This window comes from Selenomonas sputigena (assembly GCF_026015965.1).
In the GTDB taxonomy this organism is placed as follows: domain Bacteria; phylum Bacillota; class Negativicutes; order Selenomonadales; family Selenomonadaceae; genus Selenomonas.
The window spans coordinates 1,149,150-1,175,024 of sequence record NZ_CP110383.1; the positions used below are offsets into that span (position 1 = coordinate 1,149,150).

Consider the following 25,875-nt stretch of genomic DNA (forward strand, 5'->3'; position numbering starts at 1 on the left):
CTTTCAAACTTCTGCCTGTCCCACACGGGCGGCGCTCCAGCGTCCCGCTGCCGCCCCCATGGAAAACGCCGCCTGCAAGTTGTATCCACCCGTGAAGCCGTCGACATCGACGACCTCGCCGGCAAAATAAAGACCCGGCACAAGCTTTGATTCCATCGTCTTGGGATCGATCTCCTTCGTCGAGACGCCGCCCGCCGTCACGATGGCCTCGGCGAGAGGCCGCGTCTTCTCGATCGTGAGCACGAGATGCTTGATCACCTCGGAGATTCTCATGCGCTCTTCACGCCGCAAGTCGTGCACGAACTTTTCGGGAGACAGGTACGCCGCATCGAGCACGGGCGCGATGAGTTTCCCGGGCAAAAGATCGCGCATACCATTCTTCAGCGCCTTGTTCCGGTATTTTTCAAAGTCGCGCTGCACGCGCGCCGCAAAGACTTCAGGCGTCAGGGCGGGCTTCAAGTCGAGTACAAGCTCCACGAATTTCCCCGCCGCAAGCGCCTCGGCCGCCGCACGGCTCAAAGACAGAACGATGGGCCCTGTCACGCCGAAGTGCGTGAACATCATCTCGCCAAATTCCTCGCCGATTCTCCTGCCGTCAGCAAGAAGCGTCACGCGCACGTTGCGCAGGGACAGTCCCTGCGCCTCTTTGACCCAGTCCTCCTCCGTGACAAGCGGCACGAGCGACGGCAAGACATTCGTGACCGTATGGCCGAGCGTACGCGCCATCGTATAGCCGTCGCCCGACGATCCTGTACCCGGATATGACGCGCCGCCCACCGCGAGCACGACGGCGTCGGCACGCATCTTCGCGCCGCTCGCGAGTCTGACTCCCGCCGCATGTCCCTCTTCCACGAGGATCTCGGCGACGCGCACCTCCGTCTCGATCTTCACTCCGAGCGCATGAAGATGCCGGACGAGCGCCTCGACCGCATCGGTGGCGCGGTCACTGACGGGAAAGACACGCCCGCCGCGCTCCACTTTCGTCTCCACACCAAGTTCTCGGAAAAATTCCCGCACATCCTCATTGTCAAAAGCGTGCAGGGCGCTGTAGAGAAACGAGCCGTTGCCCGGGATATTCTTGACGATCTCTGCGACGGGCGCGACATTCGTGATATTGCAGCGCCCCTTGCCCGTAATCATCATCTTGCGGCCGGGCTGCTTCATTTTCTCCAAAAGGAGCACGGAAGCGCCTGCTTCCGCCGCCTTGGCCGCCGCCATGAAGCCAGCCGGACCTGCGCCGACAACGAGGACGCGCCGCGCACTCATCGTTCTTCTGCGAGGCGATAGAGCGCCTCGACCTCCGCCTTCGTCAGAGGACGCGAAGCGCCGCGCTTGACGCCGTCCAGCGTGAGCTGCGCAAAACGCGTGCGCTTCAGGGCGCGCACGTCGCACCCCACGGCCTCGAACATGCGACGCACCTGCCGATTCCTGCCCTCGTGCAGCGTGACCTCGACGTCACTGAGCCCCTTTTCCGTCACGCCGTAGACGCGCACCTCCGCCGGCGCCGTCATGCCGTCTGCCAGTTCGATGCCGCCTCGGAGCTTCTTCAGGGCTTCTGGCGTAAGGTCGCCCGCCACCTTCGCACGGTACGTCTTGTGCACGAGAAAGCGCGGATGAAGAAGAGCCTGCGTCAGTGTACCGTCATTCGTAAGGAGGAGCAGCCCTTCCGTATTCTGGTCGAGCCTTCCCACCGGATAGACGCGCACGTCCTTCACGGGCAGAAGGTCGAGCACCGTGCGCCTGCCGCGCTCGTCGGAAACGGTCGAGACGCAGCCCTTGGGCTTGTTCAGCAAGAAATAGACGAGACGCTCCTCTGCGGGAAGCGGCTCGCCGTCCACCGCAATACATGCGGTCGCCGCGTCCGCCTTCGTTCCCGGCTCACGCACCACCGCGCCGTCCACTGTCACGCGCCCCGCCGCAATGAGCTCCTCCGCCTTGCGGCGTGACGCCACGCCCGCGCGGCTGATGATTTTTTGCAATCGTTCTTCCATACTTCACCCTTACCCGTAAACTCTTATTAGACGCATCCGACGCACACCGCGCTCAGAGATTCGCCATATTGCAGACGATGTCGCGCGCCTCTTCCACTTCCGAGGCGAGGACGCGTATCTCGAAGTTCGCCTTGCGCTGGCTGCCGACGGATTTCCGATCCGTCAATATGCCTTCCGCCTCCAGCCTTTCGCAGATCTTCTCCGCCTGCCCCTTTGTTGCAGCCACAAAGATCGATGTCCACATGAAAATTTCCTCCTTCGGCGCTATCTCTGCAACACCGAGTTTTTGCCGAGCAAGGCCTCGATTTCCTGCACGACGGCAGGAGATGCGTCGAGCCAATACTGCGGCTCCAACTTCTGCCAACGTCCCTTCCGATTCAAAAAGACGACATGATCGCCCCTGTGCATCGCGAAAATGCCGTAGAGCGCATCGAGCGCAGCCGCTTCCTCGTGCTCTGCGGTAAGCGTGATGTAATAATCCTGCCGATAATCGTCGAGCGCAGTAATCGTGTCGGCAAGCACCTTGACGCCGTCATCTGTGAAATTCACGCGCCCCTGCACGACGATGGCCGCATCGGGAACAAGGAGGTTCACATGCGGGTAGAATACCGCGGGGAAGACGACGACTTCGACGGAATGCGTGTAGTCCTCCAATTCCAAGAAGCACATCGTGTCGCCCTTCTTCGTTGCGATCCGCTTCGCCGAGGAGATGAGGCCGCCGATGCGCACGAGTTGGCGCTCCTTCTTCTTGCCGTCTAAGATATCCCCGATGGGCACGAGATTCTTGATCTTCTTCTCATGGCGATCGAGCGGATGTCCTGTAATGAAGAAGCCTGTGTTCTCCTTCTCCCACGCGAGTCGCTGCACCGAGTCTGCCTCAGCGATGTCGGGAAGCGCGACGTCCTCAGCCTCCTGCATCGCCGCCTCGCCGAAAAGGCCGATCTGCCCGCTCGCTGCATCCGCGTGCTTTCGTGCAGCGACATCGATGACGCGCTCCAAGACGGCAAGAAGCTGCGAGCGGTGCGCGCCGAGCGAGTCGAACGCACCGCATTTGATGAGACTTTCAAGTACGCGCTTATTTGCCGTGCGCATATCGACGCGCGTGCAGAAGTCCAGGAGCGACGTGAAAGCGCCGCCTTCCTCGCGCACGGCTGCGAGACTCTTGATCGCCGCCTCGCCGACATTTCGCACGGCGGCGAGGCCAAAACGAATGGCCGCGCCGTCGACGCTGAAATTCGCCTCGCTCGCGTTGACGTCGGGCGGCAGAATCTTGATGCCCATGCGGCGGCAAAGCTCGATGTAGACGCCGACCTTATCGTTCGTGTCCATGATGCTCGTGAGCATCGCCGCCATGAACTCCTGCGGATAATGCGCCTTCAAGTACGCCGTCTGCCACGCCACGAGCGCGTATGCCGCGCTGTGCGACTTATTGAAGCCGTAGTCGGCAAAATGTGTCAGAAGATCGAAGATCTTTTCTGCCAAAGCATCATCAATGCCGTTCTCTCGCGTTCCCTTCATGTACGTCTCGCGCTGCGACATCAGGACTTCGTGCTTCTTCTTGCCCATGGCGCGGCGCAGGATGTCCGCCTGCCCGAGCGTGAAGTTCGCGAGCACCTGCACGACCTGCATGACCTGCTCCTGATAGAGCACGACGCCGAACGTCTCCTTCAAGATCGGCTCCAAGAGAGGATGCAGGTAGGTCACCTTCTTCTTGCCATGCCTGCCCGCGATGAAATCCGTCACCATGCCGCTGCCCAAGGGGCCCGGCCGGTAGAGCGCGACCGTCGGGATGAGGTCTTGAAAGTTTTTCGGCTGCAAGTCCTTGACGAGATTCGTCATGCCCGCCGATTCCATCTGGAAAACCGCGCCCGTATCGCCGCGGCAGAGCATCTCGGCTGTCTTCTCGTCTTCAAGCGGTATCGTGTCGATGTCGATCGTGATGCCGCGGCTCTTCTTGATGTTCTTCAAGGCGTCGGCGATGACCGTGAGCGTGCGCAGGCCGAGGAAATCCATCTTCAAAAGCCCCAGCTCTTCCACGTGATCCTTGTCGTACTCCGTCACGAGCGTGCCGTCGGAGACCTGCACAGGCACATAGTCGGTCAAGGGATTTCGCGCGATCACGACGCCCGCCGCGTGCGTCGACGAGTGGCGCGGCAGCCCTTCAAGGTCGCGCGCGAAGTCGATGAGCCGCTTCGTCTCGTCGCTCTCCTCATAGATGCTGCGAAAATCCTGCGAATCGGCGAGCGCACGGTCGAGCGTGATGCCAAGCTCTGACGGCACAGCCTTCGCCACGCGGTCGACGCTCGCATACGTCATTTCGAGCGCACGCCCGACGTCACGGATCGCGCCCTTCGCCGCCATCGTGCCGAAGGTGATGATCTGCGCGACATGATCGGCGCCGTAGCGGCGCTTCACATAGTCGATGACCTCCTCGCGGCGAATGTAGCAGAAGTCGATGTCGATATCGGGCATCGTCACGCGCTCCGGATTCAAAAAACGCTCGAAGAGCAATTCGTACTTCAGGGGATCGAGGTTCGTGATGCCCAGGAGATAGGCGACGATGCTGCCCGCCGCCGAGCCGCGCCCCGGACCGACGGCGATTCCCTCGCCGCGCGCATACTTGATGAAATCCCAGACGATGAGAAAGTAGCTGTCATAGCCCATGCGATGGATGATGGAAAGCTCGTAATCGAGCCTTTCGCGCACAGCGGGCGTGATCTTTTCGTAGCGAAGGGGCAGATTCTCCTCGCAGAGCTGCTTTAGGTAGGCCTCGTCCGACATTCCCTCCGGCAACGGAAAATTCGGCAGATGAAGATGCCCGAACTCAAAGTCGACCTTGCATCGCTCGGCGATCTTCTGCGTATTGGCGAGCGCCTCCGGGTGATCGTGAAAAAGCGCCTGCATCTCCTCGGGCGAGCGCATGTAGAACTCCCCTTCGGCATAGCGCATGCGCGTCGGATCATGGACGCCCTTGCCCGTCTGAATCGCGAGCAGGACATCGTGCGCCTCCGTGTCCTCTTTATGCACATAGTGGATGTCGTTCGTCGCCACGAGTCCGACGCCGAACTTCTCCGCCAGCTCAATGACACCCGCGAATGCTGTCTTTTCATCGGGGATTCCATGGTCTTGAATCTCAAGGAAGAAATTCTCTCGTCCAAAGATGTCGATATACTCCTCGACGAGCTTTTCCGCGCGCTCGCGCTCGCCACGCAGGATCGCCTGCGGGATCTCTCCCGCGACGCAGGCGCTGAGGCAGATGAGGCCCTTATGATACTTGCGCAGGATGTCCTTATCGACGCGCGGCTTGTAGTACATGCCCTCTGTATTGGCTAGCGAGACGAGTTTCACCAGGCTTCGATAGCCTTCATCATTCTCCGCAAGAAGAATCAGATGATAGTAGCGCGTGCCGCGCACCTCGGTGCGGTCAAAGCGCGACTCAGGCGCAAGATACGCCTCACAGCCGATGATCGGACGGATTCCCTGCTTCTTCGCTTCCTTATAAAAATCAATGACGCCGTACATCGCCCCGTGATCGGTGATCGCGACGGAATCCATGCCAAGCTCCTTCGTGCGTGCGATAAGCTCGGGAATGCGACTTGCGCCGTCGAGAAGGCTGTAGCATGTATGAACGTGCAAATGTGCAAAGGGAATCTTCGTCATGGCAGCCTCCTCTATCACTCTTTTATGTTTCGCTTCTTCCTATTATAAAGGAAAACGAGCGAACCTTCAACGCTTCTTCATATACGCTTCGGCAACAGCGAGAACATATTCCTGCAGCGCGGCGCCGACAGCGAGATCCCAATCAACATCACCCGCAAAGACCGTATTGGAAACGACGCGGATCGTGAGGAACGGCACATCGTACGTCTGGCAAATTTGCGCGACGGCGTCACCCTCCATCTCCTCAACCGCAGTGCCGTAGAAATCATGCAGGAAGAGCACGCGGTCGACTTGGCAGTTCCAGCTGTCCGCCGTACCGATGACGCCCTCCGTCACGCTTCCTTTCTTGTAGGAGTTCTTGAGCGCGAGCGCCGTCCGAAAGAGACCCTCGTCTGCTCTGTGAAAGACCTCCTGCGTGAAGCGACGCGCTTCCTTGTCGTAGGCAAAGACGCCGAGCTGGTCGAGTGCCTCTTCATCGACACCCTCACCGCGTGCGCGAAAGTGCGATTTCCATGCCGATATATTGACCGTCTCTCTGCCTATGACAATATCGAAATTCTTTAGAACCGGATCATGCGCTCCCGCCGTCCCCTGATTGATGACGGCGCAGGGGTGAAAGAACTCCATGGCAAGCGCCGTCGTCGCCGCCGCATTCGCCAAGCCCCACTGCGTGCGCGAAACGGCAAGAGGCACGCCATGATAAGTGCCCGAGGCGAAGTACCACTCACCGAGCCGGTATTCCTCCAGAGCGTCGAGCTGCTCGACTATATGGCTCGTCTCCACCCTCATCGCACCTTGGATGAGCAAGGGCGGCTCCCCCTTGTATGTCTTGCCCGACCGATCTGACAATCCTCCTACCATCCTCTTCCCTCCGTAAAATTCTCGCAAATTCTGCAAATGCAAAATAGTATACGCCTCTAACTTTACATTGTCAACTAAATCCTCTATAATGGAAATGACTAACTTTTCGACTTTACCGCAAAGGAGCGATTCCCTCTTGAAGATCATCGCACGGCATCTCACGGCCGACTTATACAACTGTAAAGAAAACAAGCTGCTCGACATGGAGATGACCGTCGCCTCCTTGAGGCGTCTCACCGAGGAAGCGGGCCTTCACATTCTGCAGGTCGACACGCAGGTGATTGAAAAGGGTCATTTCGTCGTCCTCCTCGCCCTCAAGGAGGGACATCTCGCACTGCACACCTACACGGAACTCCGCTACGCGGCGGGCGATATCTTCCTCTGTGACGCGAATGCCGAGCCTGAAACGCTCTTCAAAGGGCTTAGGAGTTTCTTCAAACCTGAAAAGATTCGCACGACCTTCCTCAAGCGCGGCGACTTCGGCAAGGCCAAGGATATGAAGCCAAAGATCAAGTCGCGCGTCGCGCCGCTTCGGCGCATCCACAACACAGGCGCAAAGGTTATCCGACTTCTCGCGCGTCGCAACCGCAAGAAGAACTTTTGAAAAAAGGCTGCCATCGGCAGCCTTTTCTATTTCACCTTCACTTATAAGCGGGAAGATCCGGCTCAATCGCCGTCGCCGCTTTGTAGTCACTCTCAGACTCCGCCGTCTTACCCGACAAACGATACAGATAACCGCGGCGATAATAGAATTTGGCATTGCCCGGCTCCAACCGAAGCGCCGCCGTATAGTCGTCGATGGCCTTCGCCTTCTCGCCCATATTCTCCAATACACCTGCGCGATTACCAAAGAACGCGGCATTCTTCGGCTCGAGATCGATTGCTGCATCAAGGTCAGCGAGCGCTCCATGAACATCATTGAGCTGGATCTTTTCAATCGCACGCAAGTTGAGAAGATCCGCATTCTTTGGCTCGATCGCCAGCGCCCTCTCAATGTCGAGAAGCGCCTCTTCGTTCCGATCCATCAAACGATAAGAAATCGAGCGCTCGATGTAGATGGGAAGTACATCCGACGTATGCTCCAATGCATGCGTATAATCGGCAATGGCTTCATTGAGCTGACCGAGCGCACGATAACTTCCCGCACGATTGAAATAAATGAGCGATGCCTGATCGGCGGGCACGCCTTCCAAAAGATGCGTGAAATCTGCAATTGCCTCTTCGTGCTTGCCCAAACGCTCGAGGCAAACACCACGCCGGCTCAAGGCTGGAACATTTTCCTTTTCGAGCGTCAATGCCGCCGTATAATCGTCCACGGCAGAAGCAAGATCCTGCTTCTGTTCCTTCGCCAAGCCGCGCTCAATATAGGCGCGCAGTTTGAGAACGTCATCGGCTTTTTCGAGCACATGCGTATAGCCATCTATGGCATCATCGAAGCGCCCCAGACGATAGAGCAAGGAAGCGCGATACATCTGCGCCCCCATATCGTCCGGTTGTAAGGCAACGGCTCGATCCATGTGCGCGAACGCCGTGCCACTGTCATTTTGAGCAAGCGCAGTCAATCCCATCTCGAATTCAATAAGCGCATTCCGAGGATCGAAGGACTGCGCCGTAAGAAAATCTTTCTGCGCATCCCCATAGCGCTTCATATCGCGCAAGACGATGCCGCGATTGACGAAAGCCGTCGGATTTTCTCCATTGATTGCAATCGCCCTGCTGAATTCTCTGTAGGCAGCATCGAGATCGCGCTTTTGGTAGCTGTCAATGCCGCTCTGAATTGCGGCGAAGTCCGGCGACTGTCCGGCAACTTCCCCCTGCCTTTTCGGAAGTTCCTGCGCCATCTTGCCCGCATCCGACTTCGGCAGCGTCTGCGCCGGCTTTGCTGCATCGCGCGAAGCAGCAGCATTAGATGCAGGCTTTTGCTCACGGTGTTCCTCACGCACGGATTCTTGCTCTTGCTCATGCGTTTTCTTCGGCTGCGTTTCCTGCACCTGCTTCTGTTCTTCCGTCTGCTCCGCTTTCGGCTTCTGCGGTTCGACAGGCGCGGCCGGCGTGAACGTCCCCAGGGTACGCGCGAGCGCATCGTCCACTGCAGAAGCCGCAGCCGGCAAACAGCCGCACCAAGCGGCAGAACCCGCAAGAATAGCAGCCAAAGCTGCCGTCTTCATCCCTTTTTTCACGAAATCACCTCATTATATTCAATGGACAAGCTGCAACAAAACGAAGATGACAAGCCCCAGACCCGCGCCAACGATGGATCCATTCATGCGAATCCACAGGAGATCAGGCTCCACCTTGTCGTAGACGAGATGGTTGAGCTGCTCGTCCGTCAGACGCGCGAGCACGTCGCGCACGATGACGGCGACGAGATCCTGCGCGGCGAGCGCCGAACGCGCCGCGAGATCGTAGAGCAGCCGGTCGATCGCACGCTGCATCTTCTCATCCCTGCCGACGAGCGCAAGCGCACGCCGCAGCTCTTCGACGAGGACGGCAGAAAATTTCTCGCGTAAGAGCGGCAATACTGTGTCGAATCTATGCCTGCCCCGCGCCAAGAAGAAATGCTTCTGCACAAACGCCAAACTTCGCTCGATCGCTTCTTCAAGCGGCAGCCCTCTGAGCATGGCGTCGCGCAGCTCCAGCGAGAAGGAACGAAACTCCTCGTCGGCACAAAGCTCCTCCGCCTTCTCATAGCATACTGCAAGAAATTCCCTCTGCAGCGCTGAATCCTTTTCGGCCAATTCCGTCAGTACGGTCAAGGCCTGATGACGCACGAGGTGAGCGAGATCGGCGAAGTTCACGACGTCCGCGATCTGCCCGATGCCGAGCAGGAACTTGTCCCAAGTGCTCCTGGCATTTTCCTTCGCATAGTTGAAGAGCAGATCCTCGACCTTTCGGGAAAACTCCGGGGCAGCAGCCTTCTCAGCGAGAAACTGCGCCGCCCGCGCGACGAGCACATGGTCGCGCTCGTCGTCGCGCATCCAGCGTCCGATCAAAGAAAAAATCTCTTCGGGACGCGACCGCTTCAGTTCGCTGCGCATCTCGTCCGCAAAGGCATTCGCCTGCTTCTCGCGATCGATGTGCATGGCGAAACTGCGCACATAGTGCAGGAACTGCGCGACGAGCTTTTCCTGCACATCCTCTCGCCGAAGAAACTCAAGCAAGCGAGCGACGAGGTCGATGTGCTGCAAGGCTTGGAAAATCTTGCGGCGTGAAAAGAACTCCTTCTGCACGAGCGTGACCGACGCTTCGATGAAGGACTCGCGGCGGCGCGGCAAAAGCGCCGTATGCCATGGGAAGCCCAACGGCTTCTTGAAGAGCGCCGTCACGGCGAACCAATCGGCAATGCCGCCGACGAGCGCAGCGTCGGCACAGGCGAGAAAGCCGCGCGCCAGGAGACTCTTCGGATATGCGATGACCAACGCGAGCGCCAAGAAGAATACGACAGCGGCAAAGAGCAGCGTCTTGTCCGCCTTGTTCCAAGAACGCCAAAACATCAGCCCACCGCCTTTTCCACAAAGTATGCGATGAGGAAAAGCGCCATGCCCGCCATCGCTCCAACGACGGAACCATTGATGCGAATCATCTGCAGATCGTCATCGACGCGGCTCTCCACGAAGGCGATGAGCTCGTCATCGGAGAAATCCTCCAGCCGCGCCTTGACCATCTGCGTGATAAAGGCGTGATGATCGTTCAGCTCCGCTTCAAGAAGATTCTTGAACATGGCGTCCGCACGCCTCTGCAGACTCTTCCTCTTGATGAACTCGTCAATCTTGCCGTCTACAAGAAGAAAGAAGGGGTCGCGCCAAAAGGGCGTCTCCCCCTTGGCGTTGCGCTCCAGCCAAAGGGCGAACTGTTCCGACAGATCGATCCGTTCGAAGGACGTTTCCTTCCACTTTGCAATCGCCTGTTTCAGCGAATCGTTTTTGCCGAGGGAATGCAGCAGTGAACGGAATTCTGCTGCAAGGCGCTCATACGCCTCGCCCTCGCCCTTGAGCATGGAGCTGATATAGGCGTCCATGTGCCTCACAGCGATTTCCCGCAAGCGCTCATCACTCAAATCCATCGCCTGAATGACCGTCGCTCGAAGCGACGCCTGTCTTTCATACCGCTCGCGCAGCTCGCGAATGTTTTCCAGCAGCACCTCCTGCATCTTCGCGTCGTGCAGCGTTCGGCGCACGGCGCGAAGTGCCACATGCAGGATACGTGCGCTATTCGTCTCTTCGGCAAGCATGTCGAAGAACCGCAGCAGGAATTTTTCCAAAGGAAAACTCTTAAAGCTCTCACGAATCGCCGGCCAGATGCGCTCGGCTACATGCGCCGCATCCATCGTCTCAGCCGCACGCAAAAGCACGGCGAAGGAGATGTCTTTGATCCGCTCGCGCCCGCCGCGCTCTTCAAGATAGGCGACGAACATCTGCGCCATGTCGATCTTCCTCGCTACAGCCATGATGTTCGCCGCACTCAGAAGATCGTTGGCAGCATAGTCGACGAGCGCCTGCATGATGCGCGTGCGATTCCGGCGCAGGATGTCCGTACGGTAGGATATGCCCAAGGGCTTTCGGAAGATCGCCGTGACGGCGAACCAGTCGGCAAGTCCGCCGACTGTCGATGCGAGGAAAGCCGCCTCCAGAAGATCCCAGAAGAACCCGCTGCCGACCATAGGCAGGACGGCGAGCGTGCCGATGACGCTGACAGAAAGCGCGAGCGTCGCCTTATACTTTTTCTGCAAGACCATATCGTTCACCGAAACCGTCAGCGCCGCTCAGCGTCGTTCGCCGGAACAGAGACGCGATGCGGATTCCGCTCCTTGGCGACGGCCAGCATCAACTTGATGCGGTTGAGCTGATTGACCTCTGAAGAGCCGGGATCGCAGTCAATCGCCACGATGTTCGCCCCTTTGTAATCACTTCGGAGACTGTGGATGACGCCCTTGCCCGTGATGTGGTTCGGCAGGCAGCCGAAGGGCTGCAGGCAGACGACATTCGGCACGCCCTCATGGATGAGCTTGACCATCTCGCCCGTGAGGAACCAGCCCTCGCCCGCCATATTGCCGAGCGACACATGCTTCTTCGCGAGACGTGCCGTTTCACCAATCTTGTACGGCGGCGTGAAGCGACGGCTCTTCTTCAGCGCCTTTCTCATAGGGCGGCGGAAGAACTCGACGAGGCTGATGAACATCTGCGCAAACAGCTTGTCCTTGAGCCTGCCTGCAAAAAGCTCGCGCTCGACGATGGAATCATACGCCATGTAGAGGAAGAAGTCCGCAAAGTCCGGCATGACGACCTCGGCGCCCTCCTCAATCAAGACCTCCTCGATGTGGTTGTTCGCCACGGGGTGATACTTGACGAGAATCTCACCGACAATGCCGACTTTCGGCTTCCAGATCCCCTCGACGAGCGGCAGAGCATCAAACTCCTGCACCATGCGCCTGACCGTGTCTGCATACTTGAAATAGCTTCCATCCATAAGCTCGGCAAGGCAATTTTCATGCCACTTTTCATACAGCCGTTCCGCCGTTCCCCGCTCCTTCTCATACGGCAGGGTCGCATTTCTCAGCTTTTGCAGCAGGTCGCCGTAAAGGAATGCCTTGATCGCATCGACGAAGCAGCTTCGGTCGAGAGAGAACGCATCCGTTTCGAGTCCCCAGCACGCGAATACAGGTACCTGCGGATAGCCCGCATACTTCAGAGCCTGGCGCATCAGTGCCATATAGTTCGTCGCACGGCACGGTCCGCACGTCTGAAACAGCAGGATCGACGTGCGATCGGGATCGTACTCGCCCGATTTCAGCGCGGCGAGCAGCTGACCGATGACGACGATGGCGGGATAGCACATATCGTTGTTCACATAGCGCAGCCCGAGATCGATCGCTGCCTTGTCCGGCAGAGCCGGCACGACAACCTTATAGCCATGCTTTTCGAGCACGGGACGCACGAGGCTGAAATGAATCGGCGCAAGCTGCGGCGCGAGAATCGTATGCGTGCGGCGGCACTCCTCCGTGAAGCGCGGACGCTCCTCGGCGGCCGTTGGCTGAAACGGCGTCTTCCTGCGGCGTGCGAGAGCCGCGATCAAAGAGCGCAGGCGTATGCGAGCCGCACCGAGGTTGCTGACCTCGTCGAGCTTGATCATCGTGTAGATATGATGATGGCTTTCGAGAATCGACTTGACCTGCCCCGTCGTCACAGCATCGAGTCCGCAGCCGAAGGAACTGAGCTGGATGAGCGTCAAGTTTTCATGCTCGGCGACGAAATGCGCCGCGTGGTAAAGGCGTGCGTGATAGCTCCATTGATTGACGATGTTGAGTCCCGCACCCTTGACCGGCAGATGATAGACGGCATCCTCCGACAGGATGGCAAGACCGTAGGAAGCGATCATGTCGGATATGCCATGATGAATCTCAGGGTCGATGTGGTACGGCCTGCCGACGAGCATGACGGCGGGCTGCTTCGTGCGCTCGATCTCGCGCAGAATGCTCACGCCGTAATCGCGCACGTCCTGCTTGTAGTTCTCAAGTTCCGCGTAGGCAGCGAGTGCCGCCTCCTTGATCTCGCCCTTAGAAAGACCTTCGGAAGCGCCGAGTTCCTCAAAAAGACGCTCAACCATGCGCTTCTTGTCGTCAAGCGGCAAAAAAGGCTGCAGAAACTCGATGTTCTTTTCGCGCAGCACGTCCATATTGGCACGGATATTCTCTGCATAGGACGCAACGACCGGGCAGTTGTAGTGATTGTCGCCCGGATGCTGCTCGTCGATGACATTGAAAGGGATGCACGGATAAAAAATCTTTCGGACGCCCTTTTCCACGAGATCCATGATATGTCCATGCACGAGCTTCGCCGGATAGCAGAGGGAATCCGACGGCACCGTCGCCATGCCCTTGTAGTAGAGCGCCGCCGACGACTTGTCCGACAGCACGACCTCGTAGCCAAGCTGCGTGAAGAAGGTGAACCAGAAAGGATAGTCCTCGTACATGTTGAGTCCGCGCGGCAATCCAATTGCACCGCGCGGCGCGGCGGCGCCCGTCAGCGGCTTGTAGTAGGCGAAGAGGCGCTTGTACTTGTAATCGTAGATATTCGCCGTCTCCCGATTCTCGCGCTTCGCCTTGCCAATACCACGCTCACAGCGGTTGCCCGTGAAGTACTTGCCGCCGTCGCTGAACTTCTGCATGGTGATCAGACATTGATTGCCGCAATGCCTGCAACGGTACGAACTCGTCGATACAGAAAAGTCTTCCAGCGCATCGGCAGCGAGTATCGAAGAGTGCTCAAGCCCCTCCTCCTGTGCAAGAATAGCCGCGCCATACGCGCCCATGAGGCCCGATATATCGGGGCGCACGACATCGCGCTCGATGAGCTTTTCCATCGAGCGCAGGACAGCATCGTTGTAGAACGTGCCGCCCTGCACAACGATATGCTCACCAAGTTCCTTGACATCCTTGAGCTGCATGACCTTAAAGAGCGCATTCTTGATGACGGAAAAAGCGATGCCTGCCGATATGTCGCTGACCGCCGCGCCGTCTTTCTGCGCCTGCTTGACCTTGGAATTCATGAAGACCGTGCAGCGCGTTCCGAGATCGACGGGCGCTTTCGACTCCATCGCCATGGCAGCGAACTCCCCCGCCGTCATGTTAAGTCCCTGCGCAAAATTCTCGATGAAGGAGCCGCATCCCGCCGAACAGGCCTCGTTGAGCGTGATGTTGCCGATGCTGCCGTCCTTGACGAAGAAGCATTTCATGTCCTGCCCGCCAATGTCCATGACGAACGTGACCTCGGGGCAGAACTCCTGTGCCGCACGCAGATGGGCGAACGTCTCGACCTCGCCCGCATCCGCGTGAATCGCCGCCTTGACGATCGCTTCACCATACCCCGTCGTAAGTGCGCCCGCGATGTACGTTCTTTCGTTCATCGCGGCGTAAAGCCCCTTCAGTTCACGAATGACCGTATGAAGCGGCGACCCTTGGTTGCTACCGTACGACGTGTAGAGAAGTTCACGCTTCGTACCGATCGCCGCGAGCTTCGTCGTCGTCGATCCGGCATCGATGCCAATGTAGATCGGGCCTTCATACGCGGCGAGATCGCCGCGCCGCACCTTTGCACGATCATGGCGCTTCTTGAACGCCGCATAGTCCGCTGCATTGGAAAAGAGCGTGAAGTCCGCCTGCCGCGTCTCCTTCGCCGCCACGTCTCGCGCCTTCTCCATGCTCTCTTCCAGACGCGCCATATCGACGACCTCGGTCTCCTCCGAGAGTGCCGCACCGAGCGCGACGAAAAAATTTCCGTCGGGCGCATCGACGACGTTCTCGGGTGTAAGCTGCAGCGTCTCGATGAAACGTTGCCTGAGCGCAGGAAGGAAGTGAAGCGGCCCGCCAAGAAACGCGACCTTGCCCGCAATCGGGCGACCTTGCGCGAGATTGCTGATCGTCTGATTGACGACAGCCTGAAAAACGGAAAGGGCAATATCCGCCTTTTCCGCACCGTCATTCATCAGAGCCTGGATGTCTGTCTTGGCAAAGACGCCGCAGCGAGAAGCAATCGTATAGATCTGCTTCCCCTTCTCCGCGAGTGCATTGAGTCCTGCCGCATCCGTCGAAAGAAGCGACGCCATGTGATCGATGAAAGAACCCGTGCCGCCCGCACAGACGCCATTCATGCGCTGTTCAGGTGCATCGCCGAAGTACGTCACCTTGGCGTCCTCGCCGCCAAGCTCAACGACGGTATCCGTCTCGGGAATCAGCGACCTTACAGCTGAAGCGCACGCGATGACCTCCTGCACGAAAGGCAGCCCGATGTGCTGTGCGACGCCCATGCCCGCCGAACCGGTCAATGCAAAAGAAAACTTCTCACCGCCGACGATCTTCTTGAGGCTTGCCAGATTCTCGCAGAGGGAAGCGCCGATCTCGGAAAAATGGCGTGCGTAGTTTTTGTACACGATCTTCTTCTCATGATCGAGGACGACGAGCTTGATCGTCGTCGAGCCGATGTCAATCCCCACATCAAATATAGAATTCATGAACTCACCGCCTAAAATCTAGGATAGTATATGCTGAAAATATCTGACAGAAAAACCTGCCGTAACGTATGATTCAGTCTCAAACTTATTCTTGTATTTTAACGCTTTTTCTCTCTGGATTCAAGGATAATTGTTTCCCAAAAACGCCAAAAACGTACTTAAACAGTTGACGAAAGCTCTTCTCTGGAGTAAGCTAAAAGAATAATCGTTGTTCGTATTTGTCTTAAGGAAAGCTGGTGAGGAAATGGACGGAGATCACCCTAGTTGCACGACAAATAAAAAGAAAACGCTCGGAAGCCTCCTTTTTCTCAAAGCATCCTGCATTTGACTTTGGGGAGCTTCCGCGAAAGGAGACTCCCTGTCTATGCTCAAAATCTTCAAGTCCCTTGAAAGCGGTCCCCTGCAGACTCTGACGCTCAAGACGCTCGAAAAGGGCGCATGGATCAACATCATCGACCCCACGCCCTACGAACTCAAGGTTGTCAGTAACCTCACAGAAGTCGAGCCGGACTTTCTGCGTTCCGCGCTCGACGACGAAGAGCGTTCCCATACGGACGTCGAGGACAACTCCGTCATGGTCCTGACCAATGTCCCTGTCATGCGCGGCCAGGACAGCTACGATACGCTGCCGCTCGCCATCATTCTGACGGCGGACTACTTCATCACGGTCTGCTTGGAGGACACGCCGGTTCTTTCAGAGTTCAATGAGAACACGGCGAAGCTCTTCCGCACATTCAAGAAGACGCGCTTCCTTTTTCAAATCCTCTACAAGTCGGCGACCTTCTACTTACGCTATCTCAGGCAGATCAACAAACACTCGGACGAAATCGAGCTGAACCTGCGCCGTTCGATGGAAAACAGCGACATCCTGCGCCTTCTCGAACTACAGAAAGGCTTGACCTATTTCAGCGCGGCGCTGCGCTCCAACGGCGCCGTTCTCGATAAGCTTCTGCGTTTGCGCTCCAACCAATCTCTGACACCCATCATCAAAATCTACGAAGAGGACGAAGACCTTTTGGAAGATGTCATCATCGAGAACAAGCAGGCACGCGAGATGGTCGAACTTTATAACAAGATCCTCGCGCGCATGTCGGATACTTTCTCTTCCATCATCTCGAACAATCAGAACCTCGTGATGAAATTCCTCGCTGCCATGACGATCATCCTCGCGATTCCGACGGTCATATCGAGCTTCTTCGGCATGAACGTCCCCGTCCCGCTGGCAGACGACTCGACGGCATTCCTCTCCATCGCCATCCTCGCCGCCGTCATCGCCGGAGCGTCATCGTATGTCCTATGGCGCAAGAATATGTTTTGAAGCTACGAATCGGAGGCAAGTATGGCATCCCTCATTGAATCCGAGCTAAAGAGCGGCCTCATCTTCGGTGATGCAGAAAACGCCGAATACGTCTACATGCCCGCGAGCGAGATCGGCGTCAAAGATCCTGTCTGCGTCTACGAAATGGGTGATATGCGGGACGATGTAGACATCAAAGAAGCACTGCGGCTCATAAGAATCCGCAGCCTGCGCCCGAGCACACATCCAAGGCTCGGAAAAAGCTCGTGCTAGAATCGAATTTTATGGACAAGATTCTTGGCAAACTTCGTACTTTGCGGTATCGCGAGCGGATTTACGGCATGCACAATCCGCTCACTTATGATTTTCTTCATCACAATCTGCACCATCTCCACGTCCTGCTCTTCCATAGCGCCGATCAACAGGATTTTACACGCGGGGCAATCCCGCGTCAGCTGCTCGTCTTCATGCTGCCGATCCTGCTCTCGCAGCTCCTGCAGCAGTTCTACACAATTGCGGACACCGCCCTCGTCGGACAGGTGCTCGGCGCACAGGCGCTTGCCGCCGTGGGCACGGCGAGCCTCGTCCTATCCGTCATCGTCAATTTCTTTATCGGCTTCTCGGCGGGACTCAGCGTCCTCGTCTCCCACCTCTACGGGGAAAAGGATTATGCGCGTCTCAGCGCACTCGTACAGAGCATCTTCATCACCGTCGCGTTGTTCGCCGCTCTCTTTACGGCGGCCGGCATCATTCTGACCGAGCAGCTGCTCGCGGCACTCTCCACGCCCGCCGAACTCATCCCGGCAGCGAGCCTCTATCTGCGAACCGTGTTCTACGGTATGCTTGCACAGCTTCTCTACAATACAGCGAGCGCCATCCTGAGAGCGCTCGGCAATACGACGAGCGCTCTTCATTATCTCGCCGCCGCTGTCGTGCTCAACATCGCACTCGACGTCGTGCTGCTCATCGTCATTCCCTGCGGAATTGCAGGCGCGGCAACCGCGACCGTCCTCGCGCAATATGCAGCGGCGCTGCTCGCCCTGTGGAAACTATTCCATCTCCACGGCACATGGAAACTGCGCTTTAGCCGCCCCTTCTTCGCTTTGGGGCATCTCCTGCCCATCCTCAGCACAAGCATTCCCGCGGGACTTCAAGCCGTCTTCATGAGCCTTTCCTCCCTCGTCATCCAGACGTACATCAACTCCTTCGGCTACGCGGCGATGGCGGGCATGACTGTCTATGCACGCATCGAGGGATTCCTCTACTATCCGCTCTTTGCATTCGGCATCGCACTCACAAGTTTCATCGGACAGAATGTCGGTGCACACGACCTTGCGCGCGTGCGTACAGGGCTTCGCATAAGCCTTCGTCTCGCAGCGGGCGGGGCAATGGGCATGGCGCTCATCGCAGGTCTTGCTGCGCCCGCGCTCATCACCCTCTTCACCGACGATCCCGCCGTCGCTGCGAATGCGCTTGACGCCGTTTACTACACGTTCCCCTTCTACTGGCTCTACGGCGTCAATCAGATCTACATCGGCGCGATCCGCGGTTTAGGCAACACCCTCTATCCCATGATGACCGCACTCGCCGCCTACTGCCTCTTTCGCGTCGCATGGTGCTGGGGCTGGGACATGACCGGCATCCACTCCATGCACATCGTCTACAGCGCCTACAGCGGCAGCTTCTTCGTCATGACAGGACTGCTGTGGCTCGGCTGCCGAAGAGCGCTGTGTCGCGTCTCATGAAGAGCACCCGCTGCCTTTCTATCAAAAAGCAAACAGCCCGACGGATTTTCGTCGGGCTGTTTGCTTTTTGCCTCCCAGCTCTTGCTACATTCTCTCTTCCCTACAGCTGCACGACACTGCCGTCCTGCAGCAGGTAGAGGCAGCGCTCCGCCACCTTGCGGCCTAGAATTGCTTCCACGGCTTCCGTATAAATCTCGATCTGCAGGCGGTACTTCTCTCGCACGGCTGCGGGACGCGTGTTCTTGTCCGTCTTGTAGTCCAAGAGCACGAGTGCACCGGCTTCATCTTCAAAGAGCACGTCGATGACGCCCTGGACGAAGATCCGCGCCTCGGGTTCGGCCTCGGGGTAAAAGCGGTGCGCTTCGAGGCGGCGGCTGAAGGGAAGCTCGCGCCAGAGGCGCCGCGCCTTCTTCATGCGCGTGCCGAGCGGCGACTGCAGAAAGGATGCTACGGCGTCGAGACGGACGGCTTTCGCCTGTTCGGGCAGAAGCAGCTCCTTTTCCACCATCTTCGCCAGCTGCTTTTCCAGACCCTCGCGGCCAGTGTCTCCCGCGAGGTCGATATGCTGCAATACTGCGTGCATAAGAGTGCCGTATTCCGCCGCAGAAAGTCCCGCCTTTTCCTGCATGAAATCGGGGCGTTTGAATACATTCTTGGAACTGCCGTGCACTTCTTTCAACGGTATATATGCCTTCTCCTCCGCCGCATCTTCGACGGAGAAGCGACGCTTGAGTTCCGTGACGGAAAGCTTCGCCGGCACGTTATCGACGCCGTGCGGCGCGTACTGCCAAACGAGCATCTGCTCGACATCGTCCTTTTCCTCGCTCGCTTCCAAAGGCTCTCTCCTGCGCAGTTTCTCGAATAATTCGTCGTCTTCGGCGACGGCGGCGCTGACGCTCGCGACAGCAGAGGCCGGCACGATTTCCACCTGCCAGCGCGATTCGTCCTCTCCTTCGGGCGCGACGCGCGTTTCGAGGAGCGCGGCCTTCTCCCGAAGAGGTGCGCCGTCCGCATGGCGTGCGACGGTCATGCCGAGCCAGTCGAGGAAGGAGTTTGCCGCAAGCGCCGCATGGGCGGGAAGCGCACGCTCCGTCTGCGTGACGAAAGTGCACCAGCCCTCTGCGCATGCAGCAAGCTTCTTCGTCGAGCCGACGAGGATGAGCTTTTCCCTCGCACGCGTCATCGCCACATAGAGGACGCGCAGTTCCTCCGCTTTGCTCTCGCGCTTGATGCGCTCGGCGACCGCCTCCCGCGCAAACGTCGAGTAGCGAAGCGACTTCTCGCGTTCCGTGCGGTAGAGTCCAAGCCCCAGTTCACGGTGCATGAGGAGGTCCTGCGACGCATCTTGCATGTTGAATTTCGAGCCGAGTCCCGCGACGATGACGACGGGAAATTCCAGTCCCTTGCTCTTATGAATCGTCATGATGCGCACGACGTCCTCTCCTTCGCCGAGCGTGCGTGCGGCGGAGAGGTCGGTTTCCATCTGCTGCATCTTCTCAATGAAGCGCAGGAAGCGGAAGAGTCCGCGAAAGTTCGTCTCTTCATAGTCGCGTGCGCGGTCTGCGAGCATGCGCAGGTTCGCTTGGCGAAGAAGCCCGCCCGCCATGCCGCCGACGTAGTCGTAGTAGCCCGTGTCACGGTAGATCTGCCAGATGAGTTCGGGCACGCTGACGCGCCGCACAAGGTCGCGCCAACCTTTGAGAAGCCGCAGGAAGGCATCGACCTTTTCACGCAAAGATGCAGAGAATTTCGCTGCAGGGTCATTGACGACGAGGAGCGCGCCGAAGATGTCCTCTTCGGGCGCGGCGAGTCGAAGCTCCGCCAACTCGCTGACCGACAGTCCGACGATCGGCGAGCAGAGCGCCGCCGCGAGCGGCACGTCCTGACGCGCATTGTCGATGACGGCGAGCACGGCGAGCACGACGCGCACCTCTGTCGCCTGGAAATAGCCGGCATCGAGCGTCGCATACGCGGGAATGTCGGCATCGCGCAGCGTTTCGAGGAGAATGTCCGCCTTGGTGCGCACAGCACGCAGAAGGATCACGATGTCACGCCAGCGCAGCGGACGATAGCCGTCCTTGTCGGCGACGAGAGCACCACTCGCCATCAGTTCCCGCACGCGCCGTGCGATGAACGCCGCCTCCAGAGCGAAGCCCTTGAGTTCTTCTTCCTCCTCACCATCCGGCGTCTCTGAACCGCCATCTGCCACAGCCGAAGTTTCCGCCTTTTCCTCGTCCTCTTCCTCAGGCTCAACAGACGATTCGGCGTCACTCTCGATGATATGCAGCTCAACCGCACCCGCAAGGCTCTTTGGCGAATCTTCAGGATAGAGCGCCGCAAAGTGCAGCGCCGCGGCATCGTCGTATGTAAGCTCCATCGCCTCGGGCGTCATGAGCTGCGAGAAGATCCAGTTCACAGCCGCAAGCACGCCCGCGCGGCTGCGGTAGTTCTCCGAGAGGTCGATGCGTGCATACTTCTCTCCCAAGGTCGGATACTCGCGCTGCTTCTTGAGGAAGAGCTGCGGGTCGGCAAGACGAAAGCGATAGATGCTCTGCTTGACGTCGCCGACAGCAAAGAGGTTGTCATCACGCGCGACGAGGGAGAGAATCGCCTCCTGCACGCCGTTCGTGTCCTGATACTCGTCAACCATGACTTCCTCATACTTCTCGCGCAGGGCGAGCGCCTGCGCCGAGGGGCGAAGCTCTCCCTCCGATACATCCTTGTCGCAGAGGACGGCGAGCGCGAAATGCTCCAAGTCGTTGAAATCGACGACGCCGCGCTCCTTCTTCGCCGCCTGAAAAGAGACGGTGAAATCCTTGACGACGTCGACGATGGCATGAGCCATGCCTGAAAGAGCGCGAAGATCGTCGAGAAGCTCCTCTTCCGTCGCATGAAAATACGTGTTCCTGAGCTTTTTGATACGCTGTTTCACGCGATCACGCGGCTGCGTAAAGAGACGCTTCGCCTCCTCCTTTTCCTCCTCGTCCATGCCTTTGGGGAAGCTCATCCTCGCATGAGCATACGAAGAGAACGCCTGGCGCAGTCTTTCCCAATCCCTTGCCGCCAAGGCGTCGAGCAGGTCTTTAAGGATTTTCTCGTCCCCCTCCAATGCAGCATGGCACGTCTCATAGCCGAGCGCCGCCGCCTTCTCGACGAGCCGCTCAATAGCGGCGAGACCGGCAGCAAGCTCAAAGGAAATCTGCGCGAGCACGGACTGCGCCCACGGCGTATCGAGAAGACGCTGCTGCTCTGCGAGGTCGAAGCTCTCGGCGAGCGAATCGAGCCAGCGCGAGGGAAAGGGCTGACTGCACGAAAAGGCATAGAGGCGCAATACCATGGCATAGAGAGCTTCATCGCCGTGCTCCGTACCGTAAGCGGCGGCAAAGGAAAGGAAATCCTCCTGTGCTTCGTCATACTTTTTTTCAAAGACTTCTTCGAGCGCATCCTGCTGCAACAGACGCCTCTCCTGCTCGTTTGCAAGACGAAACTTCGGATCGAGGTCGATGACGGAAAAGTTGCGCCGAATGACGTTCTGGCAGAAGGCGTGAAGCGTCGAAATCGAGGCGTTGGAAAGGAGCGCCAGCTGGCGCTCAAGTTTCGGCGACGCCGTGCCCTTGGCGATTTCCTGCGCGAGAGCCGCTTCGATGCGCTCGCGCATCTCGGCGGCAGCGGCGTTCGTGAAGGTGACGACGAGAAGGCGATCGACGTCCGTCTCCCCTTGCAGGATGCGGCGGATGATGCGCTCGACGAGCACCGAGGTCTTGCCCGATCCGGCGGCCGCCGCGACGAGCAGATTCTTGCCCCTTTCCTCGATCGCCCGTAGCTGTGCCGCAGACCATTTGCGTGCGTCGCTCATTCGGCATCCTCCTGTCCTTTCAATTCCATGCTGTCCATCAATTCTGCATCCTCGTGGCTTTGCAGCCGCCGATAGGAAAAGCCCGGCACGAGCGGGTCGAAGCCGCAGACGGCGATGTACGGGCAGAAGCGGCATGCCGTCCTGTCCTTGAGGCGGTACGGCAGGGCGCGCACCTCGCCCGAGAGGATCTGCCTTCCCGTATCCTTGAGAATGTAGGCGATGTAGTCGAGCAGGATGGCGAACTCCTCTTCCGTCTTGACGTAATCGAGCTTCCGTTTGTCGATCTCGCCTTTCTTCGTCAAGGCGACCTTCGTGAAGCTGAAGGTGCTGTCGAGTGCGCGTATGACGTCGGCGTCCGCGAGCACCCAGCCGGGCATCTTGAGCTGCCCCTGCAGAAGCTTCTTCGCCTCTGCCTCATCGATGCGATGGGGCGCTGTGACGAGCGGATTCTTCAAGAAGCAGTAGAGCATCGCTGCGGGCAGAAGTTCCTTTTCCTCGGTGTGCGCGAGGAGGTTTCTGGCGACGAGCAGATAGGTCAGAAGCTGCAGCCTCAGACCGTAGTACACCTCGACGAGGTTGATGTATGCCGCGCCCGTCTTGTAGTCGAGAATGAGGAAGTAGCGCCCCGCCTCGTCCATGTCGATGCGGTCGATCTGTCCGGTGATTTCGAGCGAAGAGCCGTCAGCGAGCGCATACGTCAGCGGCGGCAGGCTGCCCGCACCGCGTCCGAAGGAACGCTCGAAGGCGACGGGGCGGAACTCGCTGGCCGCATCGAGTTCGATGAGGCGCACGAGCGCCTTTTTCGCCGTCTCCTCGATGCGCACGAGGAGATTCTCGTACTGCTTCGAGCTCAGGAGGATTTCATTCTGCAGCCGTGGCGCAAGCAGGCCAAGGATCTCATGCAGGATCTCGCCGCACTCCTCTTCACCTACGTCGCGCCAGCGTCTGCCGTCCTTTTTCAGCCGCTCGCCAAATTCGCGCAGAGCCGCATGAAGCAGCACACCGAGGTCGAGCGTGCGAAAGCCATGCGCGGGGCGCTCCGCCAGATGCAGGCCATAGCGTGCAAAGTGCTGGAAAGGACAGGCGCGAAATGACTCAAAGCGCGTGACGCTGCCGCGCAGCCGGCGATTCTTCGTGTAGAGCGCCGCCGCCAGCTCCTTGGGCAGAAGCTCCGCCGCAGCATGCGAAAATATGCCCTGCAGCACTTTCTGCAGGACAATGCTCATCTTTTTCTCCCCCAACGCCCAGTTGTAGACGTCGCACCAAAAAGGCTCAAGCGTCCCCTTCTCGCGGTAGCTGCGCAGCGCCGCCGCCAGAGCCGTCACCGCCTGACGACCGCCCGCAAAGAGGCGGCGCTCCGCCCCCTCCAACGGAACGGTCTGCAAAGAGACGGCAGGCAGGACGGTGCGGATCTGCCCGAGCAGAGAGGCGGGCAGGAGAGCCTTTCCCTCCGTATCGGCGAGAGCATAGGAAACCCACAGATAGTCACGCGCTTCCGTGAATCCTTTGTAGAGCAGGAATCTCTCGTTGAAACTTCCCTCGACGGAGCCTTGCGGAAGCTCCAGCCCGGCCTCCTTCAAATGCAGCCGGTCAGCATCGGAGAGCAGCCCCTTCTCCTGGCTGCGGCGCGGCATGACGCCCTCGTTCGCGCCGAGAATGTAGATGGCACGTGCATTTTCTACACTGTTCCGGTCGAAATCGGCGACGGTCACATAGTCGAGTCCCGGCGGAATCAAGGAAATCTGCAGGGCGTCAAGCCCGTCGCCCAAGACGTCCTCAAATTCGCGCACCTTGATCGTCTCGTCGCCGCTCGTCTCTGCCATCTGTTCCAACAGGGAGATGACGTCGTCCCAGATTTGACGATGCTCGCGCGACTCAGCGAGGCGACCCGCCTTCTCGGCCTCGTCCGCCCACCGCTCCAACGTCTGCGGCACGTCGAGCGCGAGCAGCAGACGATAGAGCGCCTCAGCATAGCCGCGCACCGTCGATGCCGCCTTCACCTGCGCCGCAAACTCCTGCAGGGGCTCTGCCACGGCGCGGCGGCAGGAATTGATCTGACAAAGGCGCTCCGCTTCCTTCTGCGTCGCGCCCTCTTCTTCCTCGTCCAGACTGCGGCGGCGATGCCAATGCCAATCCTCTTCCATCGTCCAGCGCGAGCCGCGAATGCCGAATTCCAGCACATAATTTTCAAGCAGGTCGATCTGACCGCGCGTCTTTTTGAAAAAGCCCGTCTTCAGTGCGCGGAACATGGCATCGTAGCGCCAGCCGCGCAGCACCTCGAAGGCCGAGCGCACGAGCTCGGCGAGCGGATGATGGACGCCCTCACGCTTGTTGTCGCGAAAGTACGGGATGCCGCAGTCCTCAAGCGTCAGAGCGAGCATGTCGCCGTAGGCAGCCTCGTCGCGCGTCAAGATGGCGATGTCGCGCCAGCGCAGTCCCTTCTCGCGGCACAGGCGCACGATGTCAGCAGCAGCCGCCTCCATTTCCAGCCGCCTCGTCGCCGCCTCGACGAGCGCGACGCCCGCCGCCCCTGCCTGCGGTACGAGAGGGAAGGAAAACGCCGTGCGCTCGATGGCGGCGAGCACATCGCTTTGAAAGCGCCGCCTCTCCTCCAAGCTGCGCACGCGCACGGGAATCTGCATCTCCTGCGCCAACCGCCGCAGCTGCTGCAAGGTCTGCGCCTGCCGATAGAAGAGGCTGCCCTCGCGCTGCATGGCCGCCTCATCCGTCGGATCGAACGTCAGCGTGATATGCACATTCTTCGCTTTTTGGAAGAGCGCCGCAAGAATCTTTCTTTCCTGCGGATTGAAGAAGGAGAAGCCGTCAACCCATACCTCCGCCCCCTCCAAAAGGCGCGAGGAAGGAATCTTCTCGGCAAGCGCGTCGAGCATGTCGCCCGTATCGTTGTAGCGCCCCGCCATCTTCTCTCTGTAGCGGCTGTAGATGAGCGCGAGATCCGCGAGCTTCCGGCACAGATCATCGTCAGCGAGCGCAGATTCCGCCTGCATCAAGGCGTCGCTGTCGATGCCGTAGCTGCGCATCTCCTCCATAGCTCTTTCCAGCGTCTCTGTAAAGCCGCGCTGCTTCGCCGCACGCGCGAATGCCTGCAGGCTCTCTCCTTCTTCGGCGAGGATGCGTTTCAGCAGCAGCCGTCTGCCCACGCTCGTGATGCGTGCGGCTGCCGCACCGCCCGTCTCCTGCAGTACATGACGCGCGAAGCGCTTGAAGCCGAACACGAGACCGCGCACAAATCCCTCGCCCGCACCCGCCATCATAGCGGCGAGGCGGCGCTCTGCACGATACGTCGCATGTTCGGGCAGGAGAAGCACGAGGGCGCTGCCCATAGGCTCTGCCTTCATGCGCTCTGCCATGCTGGAGAGGCAGGCGTGCGTCTTTCCCGTTCCCGCACGCCCCAGGATGAACTCGATCATATCTTCTCCCTCGTTTCCCATTCGTGCC

15 protein-coding genes are annotated in these 25,875 nt (G+C 58.8%); 4 read left to right on the top strand and 11 right to left on the bottom strand.

The features are described from left to right. Positions 1-3: 3 nt before the first annotated feature. The 5 genes from OL236_RS05635 to OL236_RS05655 form a co-directional block, all read right to left on the bottom strand. Positions 4-1,266, bottom strand: coding sequence for an NAD(P)/FAD-dependent oxidoreductase (locus OL236_RS05635; RefSeq protein WP_265071650.1), 1,263 nt, complete (start codon positions 1,264-1,266; stop codon positions 4-6). Further along, positions 1,263-1,991 (bottom strand): pseudouridine synthase, encoded by a 729-nt coding sequence (locus OL236_RS05640; protein WP_009646192.1) that lies wholly within the window; start codon positions 1,989-1,991, stop codon positions 1,263-1,265. Before OL236_RS05640 ends, OL236_RS05635 begins: the two co-directional genes overlap by 4 nt. A 52-nt stretch (positions 1,992-2,043) precedes the next feature. After that, a complete protein-coding gene (locus OL236_RS05645) occupies positions 2,044-2,235 on the bottom strand; it encodes a hypothetical protein (protein ID WP_006192211.1) in 192 nt (63 codons plus the stop codon). 20 nt (positions 2,236-2,255) lie between these two features. Continuing rightward, the gene (locus OL236_RS05650; RefSeq protein ID WP_265071651.1) at positions 2,256-5,651 is read right to left on the bottom strand and encodes a DNA polymerase III subunit alpha; all 3,396 of its coding nucleotides are present in this window, start codon (positions 5,649-5,651) and stop codon (positions 2,256-2,258) included. 66 nt (positions 5,652-5,717) lie between these two features. Then, positions 5,718-6,512 (bottom strand): 5'-methylthioadenosine/S-adenosylhomocysteine nucleosidase, encoded by a 795-nt coding sequence (locus tag OL236_RS05655; RefSeq protein WP_265071652.1) that lies wholly within the window; start codon positions 6,510-6,512, stop codon positions 5,718-5,720. A gap of 136 nt (positions 6,513-6,648) precedes the next feature. Between OL236_RS05655 and speD the strand changes: the two genes are divergently transcribed. Continuing rightward, positions 6,649-7,116: an adenosylmethionine decarboxylase gene (gene speD, locus OL236_RS05660; RefSeq protein WP_009646234.1), complete on the top strand. Its 468-nt coding sequence runs from the start codon at positions 6,649-6,651 to the stop codon at positions 7,114-7,116. Positions 7,117-7,153: 37 nt separating this feature from the next. Here speD and OL236_RS05665 read toward each other — a convergent pair whose 3' ends face one another. Genes OL236_RS05665 through OL236_RS05680 form a run of 4 tightly spaced genes read right to left on the bottom strand, consistent with a single transcriptional unit; the run spans position 7,154 to position 15,518 of the window. After that, positions 7,154-8,692, bottom strand: coding sequence for a tetratricopeptide repeat protein (locus OL236_RS05665; protein WP_265071653.1), 1,539 nt, complete (start codon positions 8,690-8,692; stop codon positions 7,154-7,156). An 18-nt stretch (positions 8,693-8,710) separates the two neighbouring features. After that, positions 8,711-10,006: a DUF445 family protein gene (locus tag OL236_RS05670; RefSeq protein WP_009646184.1), complete on the bottom strand. Its 1,296-nt coding sequence runs from the start codon at positions 10,004-10,006 to the stop codon at positions 8,711-8,713. Next, positions 10,006-11,247, bottom strand: a complete 1,242-nt coding sequence (locus OL236_RS05675) for a DUF445 domain-containing protein (protein ID WP_265071654.1) — start codon at positions 11,245-11,247, stop codon at positions 10,006-10,008. The genes OL236_RS05670 and OL236_RS05675 overlap by 1 nt, the downstream gene beginning before the upstream one ends. A gap of 17 nt (positions 11,248-11,264) precedes the next feature. Then, the gene (locus OL236_RS05680; RefSeq protein ID WP_265071655.1) at positions 11,265-15,518 is read right to left on the bottom strand and encodes an acyl-CoA dehydratase activase-related protein; all 4,254 of its coding nucleotides are present in this window, start codon (positions 15,516-15,518) and stop codon (positions 11,265-11,267) included. Between the two features lie 364 nt (positions 15,519-15,882). Between OL236_RS05680 and OL236_RS05685 the strand changes: the two genes are divergently transcribed. Genes OL236_RS05685 through OL236_RS05695 form a run of 3 tightly spaced genes read left to right on the top strand, consistent with a single transcriptional unit; the run spans position 15,883 to position 18,560 of the window. Next, the gene (locus OL236_RS05685) at positions 15,883-16,836 is read left to right on the top strand and encodes a magnesium transporter CorA family protein (RefSeq protein WP_009646203.1); all 954 of its coding nucleotides are present in this window, start codon (positions 15,883-15,885) and stop codon (positions 16,834-16,836) included. Positions 16,837-16,857: 21 nt separating this feature from the next. Next, positions 16,858-17,088, top strand: a complete 231-nt coding sequence (locus tag OL236_RS05690; protein ID WP_006190798.1) for a hypothetical protein — start codon at positions 16,858-16,860, stop codon at positions 17,086-17,088. An 11-nt stretch (positions 17,089-17,099) separates the two neighbouring features. Beyond that, positions 17,100-18,560 (top strand): MATE family efflux transporter, encoded by a 1,461-nt coding sequence (locus tag OL236_RS05695; protein ID WP_265071656.1) that lies wholly within the window; start codon positions 17,100-17,102, stop codon positions 18,558-18,560. A gap of 100 nt (positions 18,561-18,660) precedes the next feature. On the opposite strand, the gene addA is transcribed toward OL236_RS05695, so the two are convergent. Then, positions 18,661-22,416 (bottom strand): helicase-exonuclease AddAB subunit AddA, encoded by a 3,756-nt coding sequence (gene addA / locus OL236_RS05700; protein ID WP_265071657.1) that lies wholly within the window; start codon positions 22,414-22,416, stop codon positions 18,661-18,663. Continuing rightward, on the bottom strand, positions 22,413-25,847 hold the full coding sequence (gene addB, locus OL236_RS05705) for a helicase-exonuclease AddAB subunit AddB (protein ID WP_265071658.1): 3,435 nt from the start codon (positions 25,845-25,847) through the stop codon (positions 22,413-22,415). Before addB ends, addA begins: the two co-directional genes overlap by 4 nt. Between the last annotated feature and the right edge of the window lie 28 nt (positions 25,848-25,875).

Excerpts from the sequence above, each read along its gene's own strand:
- OL236_RS05675 (WP_265071654.1), bottom strand. The coding sequence starts at position 11,247 with ATGGTCTTGCAGAAAAAGTATAAGGCGACGCTCGCGCTTTCTGTCAGC.
- OL236_RS05680 (WP_265071655.1), bottom strand. The coding sequence starts at position 15,518 with ATGAATTCTATATTTGATGTGGGGATTGACATCGGCTCGACGACGATC.
- OL236_RS05635 (WP_265071650.1), bottom strand. The coding sequence starts at position 1,266 with ATGAGTGCGCGGCGCGTCCTCGTTGTCGGCGCAGGTCCGGCTGGCTTC.
- OL236_RS05645 (WP_006192211.1), bottom strand. The coding sequence starts at position 2,235 with ATGTGGACATCGATCTTTGTGGCTGCAACAAAGGGGCAGGCGGAGAAG.
- OL236_RS05655 (WP_265071652.1), bottom strand. The coding sequence starts at position 6,512 with ATGGTAGGAGGATTGTCAGATCGGTCGGGCAAGACATACAAGGGGGAG.
- OL236_RS05670 (WP_009646184.1), bottom strand. The coding sequence starts at position 10,006 with ATGTTTTGGCGTTCTTGGAACAAGGCGGACAAGACGCTGCTCTTTGCC.
- OL236_RS05640 (WP_009646192.1), bottom strand. The coding sequence starts at position 1,991 with ATGGAAGAACGATTGCAAAAAATCATCAGCCGCGCGGGCGTGGCGTCA.
- OL236_RS05695 (WP_265071656.1), top strand. The coding sequence starts at position 17,100 with ATGGACAAGATTCTTGGCAAACTTCGTACTTTGCGGTATCGCGAGCGG.
- addA (WP_265071657.1), bottom strand. The coding sequence starts at position 22,416 with ATGAGCGACGCACGCAAATGGTCTGCGGCACAGCTACGGGCGATCGAG.
- OL236_RS05685 (WP_009646203.1), top strand. The coding sequence starts at position 15,883 with ATGCTCAAAATCTTCAAGTCCCTTGAAAGCGGTCCCCTGCAGACTCTG.
- addB (WP_265071658.1), bottom strand. The coding sequence starts at position 25,847 with ATGATCGAGTTCATCCTGGGGCGTGCGGGAACGGGAAAGACGCACGCC.
- OL236_RS05690 (WP_006190798.1), top strand. The coding sequence starts at position 16,858 with ATGGCATCCCTCATTGAATCCGAGCTAAAGAGCGGCCTCATCTTCGGT.
- OL236_RS05650 (WP_265071651.1), bottom strand. The coding sequence starts at position 5,651 with ATGACGAAGATTCCCTTTGCACATTTGCACGTTCATACATGCTACAGC.